Consider the following 19928-nt stretch of genomic DNA (forward strand, 5'->3'; position numbering starts at 1 on the left):
ACGATGGACTTCTCCTTCACCAGCGAACAAGAAATGCTGCGGGACACTGTCTCGAAGTTCCTTGCGGCGCGTTATGACCTGGACAAGAGTCGCACGGCGGCAAAGACTGGCAAGGGCTGGCAACCGGACGTCTGGCGCGGTTTCGCCGACGAACTCGGCATCCTCGGAGCCACGTTCCCGGAGTCGGTCGGCGGCCTAGATGGCGGTCCGACCGAACTCATGATCATCCTGGAAGCACTCGGAAACGCGCTGGTCATCGAACCATTCGTCGAGACTGTGGTGCTCGCGGGTGGCTTGTTGAAGCGGGCCGGCGCAGAGAATCTGTTGAGTGAGATCGTCGCGGGCGACGCGGTCATCGCGGTCGCGGCTACCGAGTGGGAGGACGTGACGACCACCGCTCGGCAGGATGGCGATGAATGGGTGCTCGATGGCGAGAAGATCGCCGTGGTTGCCGCGCCGATCGCGACACACCTGCTCGTGAGTGCGCGCACTGGTGACCGAATCGGCTTGTTCGTGCTTGACACAAAGACCCGCGCCGGACTGACCGTCAAGCCGATGCGCACGATCGATGACCGCACCGCGGCTGATCTGACGTTCGATGGGTTGCGTCTGCCCGCTGACGCGTTGCTGGTCGAGGACGCTTGGGCGTCGCTGGAACAAGCCCGCGATGAGGGGGCCGCAGCGATCGTCTCGGAAGCGGTCGGGTGTATGCGGAAGGTCCTCGCCGACACGGTCGAGTACACGAAGCAGCGCTCGCAGTTCGGCGTACCGATCAGCAGCTTCCAGGCATTGCAGCACCGCATGGTCGATATGTACATGGAGGTCGAGCAGGCGGCGGCAGCGCAGTATCTCGCGACGCTCAAGCTCGATGCCGAGCCTGCGGTCAGAGCACGTGCGGTTTCTGCGGCGAAGGCGACGATCGCTCGGGCGGCCCGGTTCGTCGGCCAGAACGCGGTCCAACTGCACGGCGCGATGGGCATGACCGAAGAGCTCGCGATCGGCCACTACTTCAAGCGCCTGACCGCGATCGAGTACGAATTCGGTTCGCGCGAATGGCATCTCGACCGGTATGCAGCACTCACCTGACATGCGATTCGGCACGTAGTCGAGCGCGCCGGACTTACAGTTCACTATGCGCCTCGGCATTCCACGGTTGGCGGATGCGCCCTTGGGCTCACGGCTGTTGGGCGCTCCGACCGACCCTCTGAACCGGCAGCGAATCCGCGTTCAGATCGTGGCGACGGCACTTCTCGTGGCCGCGAACGGTATCGGTGCAGCGATAGCTATCGTGCTCGTGCTGTTTGTCTTGCCGACCCCGTCGATCTTCACGCCTGCGTGGCAGACGATGAACTTCGTCGTGCTGCCGGTTTATGTCCTCGGCGCTTTTGTCATCGCCGGATCGGTGGGGACCCGGTTGGGGCTCGCGACGAATCGATGGCACTACGAGGGCCGAACGCCAAACGCGGAGGAGTCCGCGCGCTCGCTTGCCTTGCCCCGACGACTCACGATTCTGCAGGGCCTTTTCTGGCTGGCCGCGACGGTTCTGTATATCGTCGCCGCCGCAAAGATCGACCCATCGGCGATCCCCAAGCTGTTCTTCGCCATCGGTTTCACCGGGATTGCGGTGTCGGCCTTCAGCTACCAGCTCGCCGAATTCTCGTTTCGTGCCGTCGCCGCCGTTGTCATCGAAACCGGTGCCGTAGACCGCGGTCGTCTGCCGCAGGTCACCTCGCGCGTTCGTGCGGCGTGGATTCTCGGGACCGGAATCCCGTTGGCGAGCATCCTGCTCGTCGCCTTGAGCAACCTGTCGCATCCGACGACCGTTCCGCAGCTGGCGCGCGCGGCCGGCGGGCTCGCGCTATTGAGCCTCGTGATCGGATTCGGACTGACGACCTTGACGGTTCGCTTGATGGTCCAGCCGATCAGGTCCGTTACCCAGGCGATGCAGCGGATCGCCGAAGGCGACCTGACGACTCACCTGTCCGTCTATGACGGAACGGAATTGGGCCAGCTTCAGGGTGGCTTCAACCGGATGGCGGAAGGCCTGCGCGAGCGCGAGCGCATCCACGATCTGTTCGGTCGCCACGTCGGTCGCGATGTCGCGGCCGAGGCGGTCAAGCGGAACCCGACGCTCGGCGGAGAAGAGCGTCAGGTGGCTGCGTTCTTTCTCGATCTCATCGGTTCGACGAGGCTTGCCGCGACCCGTCCGCCCGAGGAGGTCGTCGAGATCCTGAACCGAGTATTTGATGTCGTCGTCGCCGAGATCGACGCGCACGGCGGGTTCGTCAACAAATTCGAGGGCGACGCAGCACTCGCGGTATTCGGCGCGCCGCTCGAGATCGAGGACCCGGCGGGCCAGGCGTTGGCCGCCGGGCGCGTGATCGCTCGTCGGCTCAAAGCGGAGGTCGCGGAGATCTCGGTCGGTATCGGTGTCTCGTACGGCACTGCGGTCGCCGGCAACATCGGTGCGCGAGACCGGTTCGAGTACACCGTCATCGGCGACCCGATCAATGAGGCGGCGCGTCTGTGTGACCTCTCGAAACAGTACGACTCCCTGCTCGTGGCATCTGAAGCGACACTTTCGGCAGCGAGCGCCGAGGAGGCGGCGAACTGGGAACTGGGGGAGTCGGTCTTGTTGCGCGGGCGGGTCGACGAGACGCGGCTCGCGTTGCCGCGTTAGCCCGTTTCGAGCGCGACGTCCGCCCAGCTTTTGATCGACCGGTCGGGAGGTGGGAACTGGCGAATACGCTGTTCGGTGTTGCGAAGGTCCGGAACTGACGTGAGCGCCAGCTTCGGGCCAGGCCGGCACTGAAGGCCAGCTTGCGCCGGCAGTTCCAGGAGCGGGACGTCGGCGTACGACCAATTCGTATCGAACTGACCAGCCCGTTTCATCGCATTCTCGTTCCGGGTGGACAGCGCGCGTTGCTCCAAGACGAGCAGACTCACCTTCCCGAGCAGCACCGATGGCAGCACCATCACCGACTGCGGCAGGAGGAACGTCAGCGCCCGCACGATTCCGCGGAACGTCGCGAGGACCGCGGCGTCGAAGCGCGACCAGGTCAGCTCCAGCTGCGAGCGAAGCTGCGGGGTCAGCGTTCCGGCGGTGACGATCAGCGCCAGCCAAGCCGGGAACCATACGATGATCCGCCACAGGAACCGCGGTACGAACCACAGCGGCTTCGGACGGGTGACATGCAGGATGAAGTCGAGCACGTCATCCGAGGCCTGTGTTCGGCGCAAGGTGTTCGTGCACATATCGTCGAAATACACTTCGAACTCCGGATACGTCTCCGGCAGATCGTGCGGCCGAATTCCCATGAGGGCGCCGAGCTCTCGGCCCTCCTGATAGATCTCCTCGAGGAGTTCGGGCTTGAGCTGGCGGCCGAAGTACTGCTGCGCATCGAGCGACCCTTTGAGCAGCGTCGCGAACACCCACGCCCACGGAGAGGGGTTCAACGCGGTGTAGCGCTCGCCATCGGGTCGGGTTCCGGCGATGCGAACGTGCAGCTCACGCAGTCGGGCGGCCTCGAGCATCGAGCCGCGCTCGCCGCCATAAACCCAGTTGGCGAGCGACATCACGGTCTCGGTGAGCCGTTTCCAGGCTTCATTTTTGAAGTCCGAATGGTCGGTGACACCCGCGCCAACGTCGGGATGCATGACTTGGAGCAGCAGTGCGCGCACCGCGAAGAACCCGGCCCGGCTGTCGCCGAAATGGCGGTAAAGCGCCGAGCCCTTCTGTGTTGCTTGTGCCTTCACGGGGGTCAGCTGTCCGAACCGGATTGTGCGGTGCGCATCGCGTGCACATCGTCGGCGGCGCGCACCGCCAGCATGACAAGTTCACACAACACACGCAGGACGAGCATTCCGCCGACCAGCAGTCCAGGCCCGACGACGAACAGGGCGGCCAGGCCAGCCCACGTGTTCCACCAGAAACCCAGGCCCGCGAGGAGCGCCCACAGCGCGACCAGTCCCAGCGGCGCGATGGCGTAGAAGAACCGCATGATCGTGGGTGTGTGAACAGTCTTGAAACCGAAGTCCATGAGAACTCTTTCTACGGCAAAGGGTCCCGTAAGCCGATGTGCAATCGACGAATCGGGCGATAGAACTCTCATGGAAATCTATCAGCAGTCGTTGACGTGGTGATAGAAAGGGTCGATACTTCTATCACAAGCGGATGTGGTTCCGCACATATTGCTGCCGCGCAAGCGGAGGGAGTCAACGATGTCTGCCCGAAAGCTCGAGAACAGCCGTCAAGCTATTGAGGTGACCCAAGGACAGGGGAGCCAGGCTCCTTATTCCGATGCCCGAACAGAGAGTCAAGAGGCGCTGGTACGTCGACTGTGGCTCGGGCCGGCGGTATTTCTGGCCGGACCGGCCAATGTCGTGATGCAGATGTCCAACTATCCGGTCGCGCGCGGAATCACCGAAAGCAAGGTCGAGTCCGGGTCCGTACTCAAGCATCCGTTCAAGCGCTTCCGTACGACGGTCGGCTACCTCGACATCTCCTTGTTCGGCGACGACAAACTCCGTGCGGACTACCGCAATGCGATCAACGGTGCACACCGCCATATTCACTCGACTGATGCGAGTCCGGTTCAGTACAACGCCTTCAATCGTCACCTGCAGTTGTGGGTTGCGAGCTGCCTTTACTACGGATTTCGAGACATGACCATCGGCCTGCACGGACCGTTGACCGATCAGGAGGAGGAAGACCTGCTCCAGGCGTCCTCGCGGATGGGCACCACGCTGCAGATCCCAGCGGAGATGTGGCACCCGAATCGTCAGGCATTCGAGACGTACTGGGCCGACGGAATGCGGCAGACGCACTGGGACGATGAAACGCGCGCTTATGCCCGTAACCTGGTGAATTCCGATTTCTTCCCGGGTGCACAGAAGGTATTCAAGGTGTTCTTCGGTGCGCCGATGCGGTTCTTCAACATCGGCTTCCTGCCGCGGGAGCTGCGCGATGAACTGGGCTTGGAGTGGACCGAAAGCGACGAGCGGACGTTCCGTCGGTTGATGCGATTGCTCGGTACCGTCTCGCGTCCGCTGCCCTTCGCCCTCCGCCGCGTCCCGACGAACTGGATGGCTTGGAACCTGCGCATACGGCGCAGGCTCGGGAAGCCGATGATTTAGGGCGCGTCTGCCTTAGGTCAGGTGGTAATCCCGGTCGTCGGGTTTGCTCAGCATCCGGGTCAGGGTCGCTCGGTCGTACGGCCAGAGGTCGACGGTTCCGCCCTCGGTCAGGTACCACGAGTTGCAGCCGGTGTTCCACACCGTGGGTCCGAGGGCGTCGGCAACGCCGTCGTTGAATCGAGTCGTGGCTTCCTCCGTTACCTCGACCGTCGAGATCTCCCCGTCGCGGAACCGCTCCAGCCAGCGTGCGATGTACCGGGCAGTGACCTCAGAGGAGTACTGGAGCGATATCGAGGCCGTGGGCGAGTTCGGGCCGAGCACGGTGAAGAAGTTCGGGAACCCTGGGATTGCGGACATGCAGTACGCCCGCGGGCCCTTGTCCCACGCGTCATCGATCGACAGGCCATCGCGTCCACGCAGATTCATCGGCCGCATGTAGTTATGGGCTTTGAAGCCTGTCGCGAAGATGAGCAGATCGACGTCGTGGTGGCGCCCGTCGGCCGTCACGATTCCGGTCGGAGTGATGCGCTCGATCTTCGAGTTGACGAGTTCCGCATTGCTGGCCCGGATCGCCCGGTAGTACGAGCCCGACACAACCTGGCGTTTGCAGAACGGTTCGTAGTCTGGCGTGAGCTGTTCGCGAAGCTCCCGGTCCCGAACTTGAACGCGAAGGCTTGCCCGTACGGCACCTTGGACCGCGCGGCGGCGCCACGTCGGCTTGGTCGTGATGTCGGCGAGGAACCCGGAGCCCCAGAGAAGCGTGTCGTAGACGGCGCGATTGACTCGCGGTAGTCGGCGGAGAACAGCACCGGTGAGGGGCAGTTGCGGCATACCGGTCGGGGCCCACACGACCCATTGGGCCGTGCGGACGAAGTGGGTGATGCGCGCGGCTTCGCGCTGTAGCGCCGAGACGACCTGGACTCCGGTTGAGCCGGTTCCGATGACCGCGATCCGCCGCCCTCTCGTGTTCAGTGAGTCGTCCCAGCGGGCCGTGTGGACGACGTCTCCCTCGAACGATTCGAGACCTTCGATGTCCGGCATGGAGGGATGGTGAAGCACGCCGGTCGCAGCGATGACGAAGTCGGCGTTGTATTCGGTGCCGTCGGCGGTCGTGACGTGCCAACCGGATTCGGTGTAGTTCGCGGCGACGACCTCGGCATCGAAGCGGGTGTGGGCGCGAAGATTGAACTTGTCGGCGACGTCGCTCATATACCGCTGGATCTCCGAACCCGGAGCGAAGATGTGCGACCAGTCGGGGTTTGGCGCGAACGAGAACTGATACAGGCTGGACGGAACGTCGCAGGTCAGGCCAGGGTAGTGATTCCAATACCAAACGCCGCCGACGTCGCCGCCCTTCTCGAGGACGAGGAAATCGTGAAACCCGGCTTTCTGCAGCGTGACCGCGGTCGTGATACCGGCGACGCCGGCTCCGATGATCACGACCTTGGGCGTGCGTTTGACAGTCGCCATTGGCTTTCCCTCTCTCCGCGAACCCACAGCCTGACTACCACCGCTCCCAGCGGATCGCTTCGGCCGCCGGTCGTCGGGACACCGGCCCGAACTTTCCGGCCGGCCAACCCACCGGCACGATCGCGTAGATATTCACGTGGCCGGGCACGCCGAGAATCGACTTGAACTCCTGCTCGAACATCGTGTGCCAGGTGGTCATGGTCGCGGCCAATCCGAGGGCGCGGGCCATGAGTAGCAGGTTCTGCACACTTGGATAGATCGACGATGCTTCACCGATCTCGAGGGAGCGTCGAGTGTTCCGCAGCGACCGCAGTGAGTCCGCTACACCGAGTTTCGCGAAGGCGGACGCCTGCCGATTGAGGGCTTTCGCCATCCGTCCCAGCATCCCGCGCAACTCGTAGCACGCGACGATGAGTACGGGCACCTCGTCGAAATGATCAGCCTGGTAGCGAAGGGCTTTCATGAGGCCGTTCCACTTTTCCGGCGTCATGTGCGGCGGTGGCGATTGCGTTCCGATGTACCAGTCGACGATGCGCCGCCACACGGGAGCCAGGCGAGCGATCTGCTCCCGATCGGTCACGACGAGAAACGTGAAGCTCTGATTGTTGCCACCGCTCGGGGCATATGTAGCCGCCGTGATGAGCTTCTCGATGAGCTCGCGCGGGACCGGATCGGGCTTCAGGCGCCGCATGGCACGCATCGTCGACATGACGTTCAACAGCGGCGCATCTTCGCCGAAGGCGAGTTCGGTCATGCCTTCGATACTGCGACCCGCGGCGTGAAGCTGCCGTGGAAACCAGGGAAGAAGTGGCCGTTCAGGCGGGCGATTGCCACCGCATCGTCCTCAATCTTGGCCGCGTCCAGAATGTGCAGTTCGGTCCGGTGCTCGGCGGCGTTGTAGGTAAGGACCAGAATCCAGCCGTCGTCCTCGGCGGCGTTGTCTGAGCGGGGTACGAAGATCGGCTCCCCGGCCGTGGTGCTCGACTCGAATGCATGTTGGCGATGCTCGCCGGTGACATGGTCCAGCTTGGCGATGACGCTGGAGCCGTCGACATATTCGGTGAAATAGGTGAATCGGTGTTCGCGTCCCGTGCGGCGCTCATCATGGGTGGGGAATTCGCACGCGGCCATCTCGATCTCTTCGCGGAGAACTCGCCCGCGCGGCGTAATACGGAGCCGGGTGGGCCACGCGGCGTTCGGAAGAACGCCATCGCGGAATGTCTTGAGCCCGGTGGAGAGGAACTCGAACGATTCATGCTGCACGACATCGAGAACGATGTCTCCGTTGTCTTCATATGCGTTTCCGACATGGAAGTAGACCAACGGATCGCACTCGATCACACGCTGCCGGCCACCGTCCCGAGGGACGAGCACGATCTTCATTCCCTTCTCCGGGCGGTAATCGGCGGCATCCCCGGTGGTCCCGAATCCGGCAAGCGCCAGCGCACCCTTGATCGGGTCCACGAAAATGGGCGACAGTGCGAACACCAAATAGCGCTCGGTGATGGCGAAGTCGTGCTGGACGATGACGTCCTCGAGCGGCACGACGCCCATGGTGGTCAGGCGGCCGCTCGGATCGACGCGATAGCACCGGAGCCCGGCGGGGATGTGCATCCCCAGTCGCGGGGCGAGATCGAGACCGAAATTGAACAGTTCGCCCGTGACCGGGTCGATTTTGGGGTGTGCCGAGAATCTGGTGAGGCGAGGAAGGCGGCCGTCGAAATCGCACACGCCTTTCGTGGTGAGGTCGTCGAGATCGATATCCCAGGGACGGCCGATGTCGCTGAGGGCGAGGAGCCTCTCGGCGTGGACGACCGCATGCGTGTTGGCGCTGTCTGCCGGGAATTGACCGGCGTTGTGTCGGAGTCCGCGGGCCTGGGTGTAGAGCCCCCGCACCTGCCCGCCACGCCCGGCTTCCTGCGCGTGAAATTTCGGAGTGCGGACGTACCGAGACTGGAAGCGGACAGTGCCACTTTCGATGACGAATTTCGACACGAGGCCGTCGCCGTCGAAAATGTGGTCGGCGGCGAATCCGCCAGAGTTGAATCGGCCCGGTCCGATTCGATAGAGAGTTCCCTGAAGTTCTTGGGGCACAACACCAATCAGCGCAAGCTCGACTTCGCGGGGGACTTCCCGGGCGTCCTCGAACGCGCGGGCGTTGTATTGCCGGGTATTCGGGATCGTAGCGGCCATGGCAGCGATGCCTCCATCTGGATACGTTCGTTGTATCTGAATACGCGCGTATTCACTCTGAGTCTGTGTTCCGCATTTGTCAAGATGTTCGGTGTGACCACCGAAAAGCCGTACGCGGGAAAGCTCGCCGACGAGCGCCGCGCGGAACGTCGAGAACGCTTGGTCGCGGCGGGATTTGACCTGCTCGGCACCGAGGGAACAGCTGGTACGAGTGTGCGTGCCGTATGTGCCAGAGCAGGTTTGTCGAGCCGGTATTTCTACGAGAGCTTCGCGAACATCGACGAGCTCCTGGTTGCGGTATTCGATGACGTGACGACTCGAACATTGGGCCAATCGACGCAGGTCTTCCTCGATCCGGGCGCGACGATCGAGAGCGCGGTGCGCGCCGTGGGGGAAACGTTCGTCGTCATGAGCCGCGACGAACGGGCCATGCGCATCGGATTCATCGAAGCGTGGGGCAGTGAAGCGGTCATGCGGCGACGGGTCGCGTATCTGCACGGCTCAGCGCAGTTGCTCTCCACCTTCGCGTGCGAAAAATCCGGTGTCCCGAGCGACCGCCGCGCGGGCGTCGACGTCGCCGCCTTCATGGTCGTCGGCGGGCTTCTCGAAGCCATCCTCGGATGGATCGACGGATCGCTCGACGTCGACGGAACGACGCTGGTGAAGCACTTCACGCCCGCCGCGGTCGCGGCCATCGAGCGAGCGATTGCGGACGCGAAGCGAGAGAACTAACGGCGGTGCCTCACCGCTACAGCCGCTCGATGATCGTGACGTTCGCCTGACCGCCGCCCTCGCACATGGTCAGTAGCCCGTACCTACCGCCGGTTCGTTCGAGCTCATGAAGAAGCGTCGTGAGCAAGCGTGCACCAGTCGCGCCCAGCGGATGCCCGAGCGCGATGGCGCCGCCGTTGACGTTGACCTTGGCGTGGTCAGCTTTGAGGTCGTGCACCCACGCCATGACAACTGACGCGAAGGCCTCGTTGATCTCGACGAGATCGATGTCGTCGATGCTCATTCCCGCGCGATCGAGAGCTCGCTGACAGGCGGGGATCGGAGCGTGGAGCATCATCACGGGGTCGGCGCCGAGCACGGTCAGGTTGTGAATCCGGGCCCGCGGAGTGAATCCGTGGGACTTCACTGCGTGCTCCGAGGCAATGAGAAGCGCAGCTGCGCCGTCGGAGATCTGGCTCGAGACCGCGGCCGTCAGACGTCCGCCGGGCACCAGCGTGTCGAGCGCTGCCATCTTCGCCAAGCTGGTGTCACGCGGGCCTTCGTCATGGCGGAGTTCGCCGAACGGGACGATTTCCCGATCGAACCGACCCTCGGTCCGTGCCGTGATCGCCCGCGTATGACTCTCGAGCGCGAAGATCTCCATCTCCTCGCGTGTGAGGTTCCACTGGTCGGCGATCATCTCGGCAGACCGGAATTGATTGATGTCGGTCGGGTAGCGCTGCTCCCAGCCCTTGCAGCCCCGCCATGGGTCGGTCGCACCGAACGGCTCGCCGACGCTGAACGACGACAGAATCGGATACTGCGTCATCTTCTGCACGCCACCCGCGATCACGAGATCCTGGGTTCCGCTCATGACGCCTTGTGCCGCGAAGTGGACGGCCTGCTGGGACGATCCGCATTGACGATCGATCGTGACGCCCGGCACCGTTTCCGGTAGTCCGGCGGCGAGGGCCGACGTGCGTGCGATGTCGCCGGCCTGCGCGCCGATCGCGTCGAGGCAACCGAAGATGACGTCGTCGATGGCACTGGGGTCGAAGTCGCCGCGCTCGACGAGTGCGCGGATGACGTGCGCGCCCATGTCTGCCGGATGCGCCTCGGTGAATCCGCCCTTGCGGCGGCCGACGGGCGTCCGGACGGCGTCGACGATGTATGCCTCAGGCATCTAACTCTCCTTCTTTGCGCGCGGCGAGGCCGGCACGCACTAGGGTCTGCGCTGTCTTGATCAGCGCAGCTATGGGTTCTTTTGTGCCGCTCCACCATTCGGGCGCCCAGTTGAGCGCGCCGATGATGAGCATGCGGGCCGAGCTGGCATCGATGTCGACGCGCACAGATCCGTCTGCGCGACCATCGGCGAAGAGGTGCCTCCACAGTGCGTGGTACTCAGCGCTCTCGTTCGCCACCGCATCGCGAACGTCTGGAGGGAGTTGTCCGGCATTCCGGGTGACTGCGGTCGCGAAATCGCTTAGTTCGAGTTCCACACGCAGGTGGGCGTCGATTGCGGCGCAGATCCGGTCGAGTGCGGTGACGTCGTGGGGGAGTGCATCCAGCGCTTCTTCCACGTGCCGGCGAACCCAGTGCTGGCCGGTGATCATGACTTCGGCGACGAGCGCTTCGCGCGACGGGAAGTAGTAGTAAACGGCGGGCGCGCGCAATTCGGCGACATCCGCGATGTCGGTGAGTCTGGTTGCGGCGTAGCCCTTTTTAGACAGAACCGCGGCTGCGGCTGCGAGGATGCGGTCCCGGCTTGGAGTCGTCATGGCATCGTGTACCCGCCGCTGACCGAGAAGACCTGCCCGGTCACCTGGCGTGCGGCCGTCTCGGACGAGATCCACACCACTGCGTTGGCGATGTCCAGTGCGGTGGTGAGGCGCTGCAGGGGAATGTCTTTCCGCAGGAATTCGATCTGATTGTCATTGAAGACGGCGTCGTCACCGACCGCCCAGAGGCTCGCTTCGCCCACGGCCTCTGGACCCTCCGGGATGACGAGACCTGGGCAGATGACGTTCGAGCGGATTCCGTGGCGGCCGTGCTCACGGGCCGTTGTCCGAGCGAGCGCGATGAGAGCGGCTTTGGTGGCGCCGTAGATCCCTTGCCGGATCTGGCCGAATGCGGCGTCGCTCGCAATGAAGACGATCGAGCCGCTGCCCGCCGCGCGCATGGGGGCAATGGCGGCCTGGGTGGTGGCGATCGCGGTGTAGAGGTTGACCTCGACCGTTCGCTGCCACTTGGCTCGATCGGTGTCTTCGGCGATGAAACCGGGGACGCTCCAACCGGCGTTGTTGACCGCGACGTCGAGTCCACCCCAGCGGTTGCAGGCTTGCTGAACCGCAGCGTCCGCGACGCCCGGCTGCGTGAGATCTCCGATGTGGACCTCCGCTTCGGCCGCCCCGAGTTCGAGCGCCTCGGCGCGGACCCGCTGGGCTTGAGGTCCGTCGATGTCGCTGATGACAATGCGCGATCCTTCGCGCGCGAAACCGTGAACGATGCCGCGCCCGATGTTCGAACCGCCGCCGGTGACGAGAACCCGTGATTCGCGAAGTCCTAGGTCCACTGTCGACCTCGAAAGGTCGGGCGCTGCTTCTCCACGAAGCTTGCGATCGCGTTGGCGGCGTCGTCGGTGGATCCGGTCAGTGCGAGCGACTCGGTCTCTTCGAGTAGTTGCTCGGAGAGTGTGTTGTCCCATGCGGTCCGCAGCAGTGCCCGCATGTGCCCGAAGGCTTCGGTGGGTCCGGCGGCGAGCTCGATCGCGAGCTGCCGAGCGTTCTCCTGAAGCTGTTCTGCGGGAACGACTTCGGTGATCAGGCCCCATTCGGCGGCGGTGTCGGCGTCGAGCACTTCATTGCGCAGATACATGCGTGCCGCGCGGCGGGGGCCGACGAGCCGGGGGAGGAACCACGTTCCACCGCCGTCGCCGGACAACCCGATGGCAGCGAACGCGGTGGCGAACTTCGTGTTGGGTGCCGCGAGGACGAAGTCGGCGATGTAGACAAATCCGAGGCCGCCACCCGCGACCGAGCCATGCGCGGCGGTGACGATCGGCACGCGTAACCGGCTCAGAATCCGGAACGCTTCGTGGAACGGACCGGTCATCTGCCGAAACAGCGTCCCATACTCGGCTGTCGGCGTTTGGGTGAAGTAGTCGATGTCGCCACCGACAGTGAGCGCGGGTCCGTTGCCGGTGATCAGCACAGCGCGAATGTCGCGATCTTCGGCGCAGCGGCGGGCGACCGTCAGCAGATCATCCGCGAGTTGCTGATTGATCGCATTTCGTTCCGCGGGGCGGTTCAGGCAGATTGTCGCTACCGCGTCGCGCACCGAGTAGTCGATCGTCTCGAGTTCGCCGTCCAGCGCGTCATGCCAGGCCTGGGTGTCGGTCAGCTGATCGAGCCGCCGGATCTGGCCATCGGCGACGTCGATCCGGTGCGTGAATCCGGCGTTCAGTTCTCGGCCCGAGGCCTTGGCGACGCCGATGTACCGGCCGATGACCAGCAGCGATTCGGTGCCGAGAGGTTCAAAGGATTCCGGGGTCGCCCGAGCCTGATAGTGGCGAGCGACAACGCCCCAGAATTCCTTGCGCATCGCGTCAGGTCCGCGGTAAACGCCACCGAGGGACAGCGGGAGGCCGGCTGCCGTGTGGCCTTCGAAGTCCGGGTGCAGTACCTCGGTCAACGTGGCGCGGTCGCCGGTCGCCAGTGCTTCATATAAGCGCTTTGCCAGTTCGATGGTCATCCGAGCTCCCTTGTCAGGATTCGATTCTAATTTATATTAGAAAGCATGTACAAGGGGGATGTCGTGATTTCAGAGACGCCAGCAAGCGGACGGAACGCTCGCGCCGCCGACGTTGCACGGTTCCCGAACACCGCGCCCGAGAACCGATTCGGCGTTGTCCAAACCGGCTTTTCCGCACAGGCGGTCACGGCCAAGCAAATCGCCCAGGGCCGAGAACTCGGTTGGCTCGGCGTGCTTGCCGACTTCGCAACCGGACGCGCAGTGCAGGGGGTCGTGCCCGCAGACCGAGGGATACGAACCGCGACGATTCACTTCGAAACGGGCAGCGGCAGGCCGGGGACCAGCGATGTCGTGGACGCGTATGCCCTGGTCAAAGATGTTGCGGGCGGTGATGTGCTCGCGGTCGCCGACCTACGGACCGCAGCCGGGCAGCTCGTTGCATCGGTGTCGGCGCGGTTCATCGTCGTGCCGGGTGTTGTCGCGCCGGTCGCCGAGTCGCCGCCGGACATCGAGGTTGCGGGCGGGAGCTTGGCCGATCTTCTCGGCATCGAGGAGTTGGAGGCAAGGGGGGATCGTGCGCGTCTGCGCGCGGTGGCGGAGCCGTGGATGGCGAATCCCTACGGGATCGTTCACGGCGGAATTCCGATCGCGCTCGTAGACCTGGCAGTCGGTGTTGTCGGGAACGAATTGGGGGAGGACTTCCGGACGTTGAGTCTCGATATCAACCTCCAGCGACCGGCACGCATCGGCGGCGAGATGATTGCCGAGGCTGTTGTGCAGCGGGTGGGCGCCCGGGTTGCAGTGATCGAGGTCGAGATAGCGCAACAGCGAGTGATCGCCTCCGCGACGGTCACCCTCGGTCGGGACTGAGTCCGTTCCGAATCATCAACTGGGCGTTCCGGACGACGTCATCGAGCGAGCCCCGGCTGCGTGACCACCACTCGGCCGCCCAGTTCAGCGCGCCAACGACCAGCATCTGGGCAATGACCGGGTGTAGCTCGGGGTGCAGGTCACCCGCGGCGGCCGCGTCATCGAAAAGCTCTCGCCAGATCCTGCCGTAGGCGGAATCCTCTTCCTTCTGGCGTGTGCGCATCTTCTCGGGAATCTGGCCGGAGTTGCGAATCGACGCGGTCGCGTAGTCCGAGACCTCCAGTTCGTGCCGCAGGTGCGTCTCGACGGCCACCATGATCCGTTCGATCGGCGGGGTATCGGCAGGGAGATCCGCGAGCACGGCTGTGACCTCTTCTTTGAGGCCGGCGATGCCCGACCACATCACTTCTTCGACGAGGTCGTCGCGGGAGGGGAAATAGTAGTAGATGGCGGGCGTCTGGAGATCGGCGATGTCGGCGACCTCAGACAGCCGAGTGCCGGCATATCCCTTGCGGCTCAGGACGTTCGCTGCCGCGTCGAGGATTCGTTGCCGGGTGCGCGCGGACTTGGTGTCTGCGGCGCCCTCGTCGGCGTTCGGCGCGGCTGGTGCCGTCTTCTTGACCACGTCACGAAACTATATGACTCCTGGAGAAAAGGCCGTGGAGCACGCTAATCCTCACTTTGGCGCCGCCCGCTGTGCGACGGTTGTGGGACGACGATTTGCGCCGCAACCTGAGGCTGACAATGAAACGATTCCTGATCGCTCTGATGGTGATAACCGCGTTGTCGAGCCCGCTCGCCGCGTGCGGAACAAGCACGGCGCCCAACGACTCAGGTTCTTCGGTGACGAGCGTTCCGACCGACGACGTGCTTGCTCTCGAAGGGCGATGGCTCGCGGCAATCACTGCGGGCGACCGCGCGACGGTCGACGGCATCTTGGCGCAAGGCTTCAGACACATCAGCAGCGACGGCAAACTCGTCGACCGGGCGGGGGAGATGGCGAGTATGACGCCGCTCCCGTTCACGATGAACCCGTCTGAACAAATCGTCGACATCGTCGGTGACACCGCGGTCATCCATGGAGTGAACACGCTGATGCAGGATGGCAAGCTGGTGGGCCGAGAGCGCTTCACGGATGTGTTTGTGCGGATCGACGGCAAGTGGCAAGCCTTGTCTGCCCAGGAAACGACGTACTAGAAACCGAGCACCGTGACCGTGTTGCTGTTCGCGTCGACGACCCAGACAACGTGACTGACGGGGTCGGCGGCGACGAACTGTGGTCCATCCCCGACCTTGATCGTGCCGGCGACAATCCGCGTCTTGGTGTTGATCACGGTGACGGTGTCGTCCGCGAAGTTGGTGATGTATGCGAGGTTCGCAACCGAATCCACGGTCGCGGCGCTCGGTTGCGCACCGACTTTGATTGTGTCGATGACCGCGCTGGAGTCAGTGCCGATCACCGATACGGAGCCGTCGTCGAAGTTGGGGGCGTACACGGCTCCGGTCGCCGGATCGACAGCTGCGTCCCGCGGACTCTGGTCGTCGGGAATGGTCGCGACGACTCTATGCGAATGCCCGTCGATCACCGATATCCCGCCACTCGAATTCGCCACGTAGAGCCGGTGACTGTTCGGATCGACACCCATCTTCGACGGTTTCCCGCCAACCTCGATGACCGCCTTCACCACCCTGGTCCGGAGGTCGACTACAGACACCGAGCCGTCATCGACATTGGCGACATAGAGGGCATTGAGGTCCGGGTCCACCTCTGCGCCCTGTGGTTCCGCACCGACCCGGACGGTGCCTGTGGTCTCACCGGTATTTAGGTCTACGGCCATGACGAGGTTGTCGGCCGGAGCCGTGACAAACGCGGTGTGCGTTGATTCATCGATCGCCGCGCCAGATGGCGCCGACGCGAGACCGAACTTGGCAGCCACCGAACGCGGGCTGATCTCGACGATGGACCGGCCGCCCTCGCTCGTGAGGTATGCGCGATGCCGCCGGCCGTCAAACGCCACGTCCCGAATCGGGCCGGTCGCCGGGTCGATCGTGGCGATGATGTGGGGAATCGTCGGGGTCTGGACTCCGAGGTTCGAGCATCCGGCCGCAACAAGTACGGAAGTCAGTAACACCAAATACAGCTTTGGACCCGACTTCAGGTCACCGTGCTGCGGCTGCCTACTCGACGACATCGCTGCCAACCTTCTGCGATCTTCACACCGAGGGTATTCGCATCGAGCTTGGGTTGGGCGGTTATCCCGGGGGCTTGCCCGGCGTCTGTTTTGAATCTATATTAAATTCAAATCTGGCGAAGGAGTGGGCGTGAAGGTCTACGGAGGAATCGACGAACTGGCTGCCGCGGAAGGGGATTCGCTCGGCACGACGGACTGGATCACGATTGACCAGACGCGCATCGACACGTTCGCGACGGCGACGGGTGATCACCAGTGGATTCACAGCGATCCGACGCGTGCGGCGGACGGACCCTTCGGATCGACGATCGCGCACGGCCTGCTGACTCTGTCCCTCCTGCCGGTGCTGACCCACGAGCTGTATCGCGTCGACAACATCACCATGGCCGTCAACTACGGCTTCGATAAGGTGCGCTTTGTTTCGCCGGTGCCCGTGAACGCGCGCGTCCGCGCAACATCGACCATCACTTCGGTCGAGCGCGTTCCCGGCGGAGTCCAGGCGAAGATGAGCACGACCATCGAGGTCGAAGGGTCGCCGAAGCCAGCCTGTGTCGCCGAGTCGATTGCCAGGTTCGTGGCATGACCGGATTGCTGACCGGCCGGACCGCCATCGTCACTGGCGCAGCCACCGGAATCGGGCTGTCGATTGCAGAAAGCTTCCACGCCCACGGAGCCAGCGTTGTGCTGGCCGATCGTGATGTCGATGCGGCCCAGGCGGCCGCCGAATCTCTCGGTGAACGTGCGATCGGTGTCGAGTGCGATGTCACCCACGAGGCGTCCGTTCAATCACTCGTCGACGAGACTCTGTGGCGGTCAGGACGGCTGGACATCTACGTCAACAACGCCGGAATCACGCGCGATGCCTCGCTGCGCAAGATGACCCCCGATGACTTCGACGCCGTGATCGCCGTGCACCTTCGCGGTACGTGGCTGGGAGTCCGTGCCGCCTCGGCGGTCATGCGCGATGCGGGCTCCGGCTCGATCATCAACATGTCCTCGCTGTCGGGAAAGTCGGGAAATCCGGGGCAGACGAACTACAGCGCGGCCAAGGCGGGCATCGTCGGGCTCACGAAGGCGGCGGCGAAGGAGCTTGCGCATAAAGGCGTGCGAGTCAACGCAATTCAACCTGGTCTGATTCGCACCGCGATGACCGCCGCGATGCCGCCGGAGGTCTTCGCCGAGCGCGAAGCGGCGATCCCGATGAAGCGGGCCGGCGAGCCGCATGAGGTCGCCGGTGTCGCACTGTTCCTCGCCTCCGACCTGTCGAGCTATATGACCGGAGCGGTTCTCGAAGTCGGCGGGGGGCGATTGATGTGAGCGAGGTATTGACCACTGTCGACGGTGACGTCGGGACGATTGTCCTCAATCGTCCCGAACAGATGAATGCCATCACTGTCGAGCTCGGCCGTGAGCTCCGCGATGCGCTCGTCTTGCTCGCCAGGGGCGTGAACGTGATCGTCATCCGGGGCAGCGCTGGCAACTTCTGTGTTGGCGGAGACTTTCGGCAGCTCGAACGATTGCGTGCGCACGGTCGCGATGCGATGGCGCCGCTGTTTGCGAACTTCCGCGCCGCGTGTGATGTCATCGCCACGTTGCCCGTCCCGGTGATCTGCGCGGTCGAGGGCTACGCGATGGCAGGCGGGTTCGAGCTGATCCAAGCCGCCGACATCGTGCTTCTTCACGAGAACGCCGTCCTCTCCGACACCCACACCCGCTTCGGTCAGATCCCGGGCGGCGGGAGCACCCAGCGGCTTCCTCGCCTGGTAGGACGACAGCGTGCACTCGCGCACATCCTCACCGGAGATCGTCTGACGGCAACCGATGCGCTCGAGTGGGGCTTGGCCTACCGGGTCTTCGAGACAGCCGAATTCGATTCGGGGGTAAAGAAGTTCGCGGATCGGTTGGCCGCCAAAGATGCCGTTGCGTTGGCCCGAGTCAAGCAGCTCGTCAACGCCAGCCAGGACACGACGCTCGCTGATGGCCTCGACCTCGAGTTTCAGGCCGTGTTGACCCATGTCGTCGAATCCGGAGTGGGGGCACGGTCATGACAGACCTGGTACGACTCGCGGTCGACGACGATGGCATCGCCCGCCTCGTCCTGAACAGCCCGCACACCTCCAACGGAATGGATGTGCCATTTCTGCAGGCTCTGCACACGACGATTCTCGCCATCCACTCAGACCCCCGGATTCGGGCGGTCGTGCTATCGGGCGAGGGTAAGAACTTCTGTGCCGGGGGCAACGTGAAGGTCTTCGCCTCGAAGGGCGAGCAATTGCCGGACTACTTGCGTGAGGCGACGGCGTGGCTGCAGATCTCGATCGCGGCATTGACCTCGCTCAACGTGCCGGTTATCGCGGCCGTGCACGGCTTCGCTGCCGGTGGCGGCGGATTCGGCCTGGTGTGCGCATCGGACTTCGTGATCGCGGCCGAATCGGCGAAGTTCATGTCGGGTGCGGTCCGCGTCGGGATGGCACCGGACGCCGGAGTTTCCGTCACGCTCACGCAGCTCGTCGGGTTTCGGAAGGCGATGGAAATCCTCCTGACGAACCAGGTGCTCAGTGCCGCCGAGGCTCACCAGATCGGCCTTCTGACCAGCGTCGTTCCGGACGACAAGCTGGAAACCGCGGCGCTCGATTGCGCCCGGCAGTTCGTGAACTCCGCACCTGAGGCGATCGGTGCCACCAAGCGCCTGCTGTGGGGTGGCGTCGGCGCGACGCTGGCAGATCGGCTCCCCGAAGAGGCGCGCACCGTCGCCCAACTGTCCGGTACGGCCGACTCCCGAGAGGGTCTCGCGGCGGTCATCGAACGCCGCGAACCGAGGTTCGGTTCGCGATGATCGTTCTGACTCACGATTGCGGCCCGGTCCGGATTATCACCCTCAACCGGCCCGAGCGCCGGAATGCGATCGATATGGCCTTGCGCGTGGTGCTCGCCGAGGCAATCGAATCAGCGATGGCCGACCCCGGGATCCGGGCGGTCGTCCTCACCGGTGCGGGCACGAGTTTCTGTGCGGGTGGAGACATTTCGACCATGGCGCGGATGCCCGAAGAGAAGGCGCGTCCGCGCGCCGAGGCTGCACAGCGCGTGGTCCGAGCGATCTGGGGTGGACCAAAGCCGGTCATTGCGGCGGTCGAAGGATCGGCCTTCGGAGCAGGAGTTTCTCTCGCGCTGGCGTGTGACCGGGTCGTCGTGGCCGACGACGCGGTGTTGAGCACCGCCTTCACCGGCGTCGGTCTCGCCGGGGACATGGGCATCTTCGCGTCATTGCCGGCGCGGGTGGGAGTGGCCAAGGCCCGTCAGTTGATGCTGCTTCCGGCCCGGATCTCGGGTACTGACGCCGTGACCTTGGGGATGGCTGATGCGGTCGTCCCGTCCGGACAGACGCTCGAAGCCGCGATCGCCGATGCCGAGCGCATCGCCGCGATGCCGCCGATGGCCGTCGCGGCGATGAAGTCGCTCCTGTCCCGATGGCCGAGTGACCCGCAGGAGCTCCTCGACCACGAGGTCGACGCGCAAGTTCGGCTCTTCGATACCTACGACTTCGCCGAGGGAATTTCGGCTTTCCATTCCCGCCGCACACCCGTCTTCACTGGGCGATAGGAACTC

General features: G+C 64.1%; 22 protein-coding genes. 11 read left to right on the forward strand and 11 right to left on the reverse strand.

From position 1 onward, the window contains the following. The first annotated feature begins 3 nt into the window (after nt 1–3). Both F600_RS0115555 and F600_RS0115560 read left to right on the forward strand, forming a co-directional pair. The gene (locus tag F600_RS0115555) at nt 4–1086 is read left to right on the forward strand and encodes an acyl-CoA dehydrogenase family protein (protein WP_018161550.1); all 1083 of its coding nucleotides are present in this window, start codon (nt 4–6) and stop codon (nt 1084–1086) included. Between the two features lie 46 nt (nt 1087–1132). Further along, the gene (locus tag F600_RS0115560; protein WP_018161551.1) at nt 1133–2680 is read left to right on the forward strand and encodes an adenylate/guanylate cyclase domain-containing protein; all 1548 of its coding nucleotides are present in this window, start codon (nt 1133–1135) and stop codon (nt 2678–2680) included. On the opposite strand, the gene F600_RS28560 is transcribed toward F600_RS0115560, so the two are convergent. Both F600_RS28560 and F600_RS0115570 read right to left on the reverse strand, forming a co-directional pair. After that, nucleotides 2677–3756 (reverse strand): oxygenase MpaB family protein, encoded by a 1080-nt coding sequence (locus tag F600_RS28560; protein ID WP_018161552.1) that lies wholly within the window; start codon nt 3754–3756, stop codon nt 2677–2679. The two genes, F600_RS0115560 and F600_RS28560, sit on opposite strands and share 4 nt — an antisense overlap. A gap of 5 nt (nt 3757–3761) precedes the next feature. Continuing rightward, nucleotides 3762–4040 (reverse strand): DUF4282 domain-containing protein, encoded by a 279-nt coding sequence (locus F600_RS0115570; protein ID WP_018161553.1) that lies wholly within the window; start codon nt 4038–4040, stop codon nt 3762–3764. Nucleotides 4041–4221: 181 nt separating this feature from the next. On the opposite strand from F600_RS0115570, the gene F600_RS0115575 reads away from it, so the two are divergent. Next, on the forward strand, nt 4222–5136 hold the full coding sequence (locus F600_RS0115575) for an oxygenase MpaB family protein (protein ID WP_081628869.1): 915 nt from the start codon (nt 4222–4224) through the stop codon (nt 5134–5136). Between the two features lie 12 nt (nt 5137–5148). Here F600_RS0115575 and F600_RS0115580 read toward each other — a convergent pair whose 3' ends face one another. The 3 genes from F600_RS0115580 to F600_RS28565 are packed head-to-tail and all read right to left on the reverse strand — an operon-like array spanning nt 5149 to nt 8799. Next, entirely contained in the window at nt 5149–6606 is a 1458-nt protein-coding gene (locus tag F600_RS0115580) for a flavin-containing monooxygenase (RefSeq protein WP_018161555.1), read from the reverse strand. 34 nt (nt 6607–6640) lie between these two features. Next, entirely contained in the window at nt 6641–7360 is a 720-nt protein-coding gene (locus tag F600_RS0115585; RefSeq protein WP_018161556.1) for a nitroreductase family protein, read from the reverse strand. After that, on the reverse strand, nt 7357–8799 hold the full coding sequence (locus F600_RS28565) for a carotenoid oxygenase family protein (protein WP_018161557.1): 1443 nt from the start codon (nt 8797–8799) through the stop codon (nt 7357–7359). The genes F600_RS0115585 and F600_RS28565 overlap by 4 nt, the downstream gene beginning before the upstream one ends. A gap of 93 nt (nt 8800–8892) precedes the next feature. Here F600_RS28565 and F600_RS28570 point away from each other — a divergent pair, with 93 nt between their 5' ends. Further along, nucleotides 8893–9531, forward strand: coding sequence for a TetR/AcrR family transcriptional regulator (locus F600_RS28570; RefSeq protein ID WP_245541544.1), 639 nt, complete (start codon nt 8893–8895; stop codon nt 9529–9531). 16 nt (nt 9532–9547) lie between these two features. On the opposite strand, the gene F600_RS0115600 is transcribed toward F600_RS28570, so the two are convergent. From F600_RS0115600 to F600_RS0115615, 4 genes are read right to left on the reverse strand one after another with little or no spacing between them, the layout of a single operon-like run. Then, a complete protein-coding gene (locus F600_RS0115600; protein ID WP_018161559.1) occupies nt 9548–10693 on the reverse strand; it encodes an acetyl-CoA C-acetyltransferase in 1146 nt (381 codons plus the stop codon). Further along, the gene (locus F600_RS0115605; RefSeq protein WP_018161560.1) at nt 10686–11288 is read right to left on the reverse strand and encodes a TetR/AcrR family transcriptional regulator; all 603 of its coding nucleotides are present in this window, start codon (nt 11286–11288) and stop codon (nt 10686–10688) included. The genes F600_RS0115600 and F600_RS0115605 overlap by 8 nt, the downstream gene beginning before the upstream one ends. Beyond that, on the reverse strand, nt 11285–12082 hold the full coding sequence (locus tag F600_RS0115610; RefSeq protein WP_018161561.1) for an SDR family NAD(P)-dependent oxidoreductase: 798 nt from the start codon (nt 12080–12082) through the stop codon (nt 11285–11287). Before F600_RS0115610 ends, F600_RS0115605 begins: the two co-directional genes overlap by 4 nt. Further along, entirely contained in the window at nt 12073–13260 is a 1188-nt protein-coding gene (locus tag F600_RS0115615) for an enoyl-CoA hydratase-related protein (protein WP_018161562.1), read from the reverse strand. The genes F600_RS0115610 and F600_RS0115615 overlap by 10 nt, the downstream gene beginning before the upstream one ends. A gap of 63 nt (nt 13261–13323) precedes the next feature. Between F600_RS0115615 and F600_RS0115620 the strand changes: the two genes are divergently transcribed. Beyond that, on the forward strand, nt 13324–14130 hold the full coding sequence (locus F600_RS0115620; RefSeq protein WP_162141429.1) for a PaaI family thioesterase: 807 nt from the start codon (nt 13324–13326) through the stop codon (nt 14128–14130). Here F600_RS0115620 and F600_RS0115625 read toward each other — a convergent pair. After that, nucleotides 14111–14755, reverse strand: a complete 645-nt coding sequence (locus tag F600_RS0115625) for a TetR/AcrR family transcriptional regulator (protein WP_018161564.1) — start codon at nt 14753–14755, stop codon at nt 14111–14113. The two genes, F600_RS0115620 and F600_RS0115625, sit on opposite strands and share 20 nt — an antisense overlap. Before the next feature lie 218 nt (nt 14756–14973). On the opposite strand from F600_RS0115625, the gene F600_RS0115630 reads away from it, so the two are divergent. After that, nucleotides 14974–15327 carry a nuclear transport factor 2 family protein gene (locus F600_RS0115630; protein WP_245541545.1) on the forward strand — a complete coding sequence of 118 codons (354 nt, stop codon included), beginning with the start codon at nt 14974–14976 and terminating at the stop codon, nt 15325–15327. Here the strand turns inward: F600_RS0115630 and F600_RS0115635 are convergent. Beyond that, nucleotides 15324–16262, reverse strand: coding sequence for a YncE family protein (locus F600_RS0115635; protein ID WP_162141430.1), 939 nt, complete (start codon nt 16260–16262; stop codon nt 15324–15326). The genes F600_RS0115630 and F600_RS0115635 overlap by 4 nt on opposite strands. Nucleotides 16263–16452: 190 nt before the next feature. Between F600_RS0115635 and F600_RS0115640 the strand changes: the two genes are divergently transcribed. The 5 genes from F600_RS0115640 to F600_RS0115660 are packed head-to-tail and all read left to right on the forward strand — an operon-like array spanning nt 16453 to nt 19922. After that, nucleotides 16453–16905, forward strand: coding sequence for a MaoC family dehydratase (locus F600_RS0115640; protein WP_026306582.1), 453 nt, complete (start codon nt 16453–16455; stop codon nt 16903–16905). Continuing rightward, the gene (gene fabG / locus F600_RS0115645; protein ID WP_018161568.1) at nt 16902–17639 is read left to right on the forward strand and encodes a 3-oxoacyl-ACP reductase FabG; all 738 of its coding nucleotides are present in this window, start codon (nt 16902–16904) and stop codon (nt 17637–17639) included. Before F600_RS0115640 ends, fabG begins: the two co-directional genes overlap by 4 nt. After that, the gene (locus F600_RS0115650) at nt 17636–18370 is read left to right on the forward strand and encodes an enoyl-CoA hydratase/isomerase family protein (RefSeq protein ID WP_018161569.1); all 735 of its coding nucleotides are present in this window, start codon (nt 17636–17638) and stop codon (nt 18368–18370) included. The genes fabG and F600_RS0115650 overlap by 4 nt, the downstream gene beginning before the upstream one ends. After that, nucleotides 18367–19158 (forward strand): enoyl-CoA hydratase/isomerase family protein, encoded by a 792-nt coding sequence (locus F600_RS0115655; RefSeq protein WP_018161570.1) that lies wholly within the window; start codon nt 18367–18369, stop codon nt 19156–19158. Before F600_RS0115650 ends, F600_RS0115655 begins: the two co-directional genes overlap by 4 nt. Beyond that, complete coding sequence (locus tag F600_RS0115660; protein ID WP_018161571.1) at nt 19155–19922, forward strand: enoyl-CoA hydratase/isomerase family protein; 768 nt, start codon at nt 19155–19157, stop codon at nt 19920–19922. The genes F600_RS0115655 and F600_RS0115660 overlap by 4 nt, the downstream gene beginning before the upstream one ends. The last annotated feature ends 6 nt before the right edge of the window (nt 19923–19928 follow it).

Origin of the sequence: Smaragdicoccus niigatensis DSM 44881 = NBRC 103563 (genome assembly GCF_000380645.1) — a bacterium.
GTDB classification, from domain to species: Bacteria; Actinomycetota; Actinomycetes; order Mycobacteriales; family Mycobacteriaceae; genus Smaragdicoccus; species Smaragdicoccus niigatensis.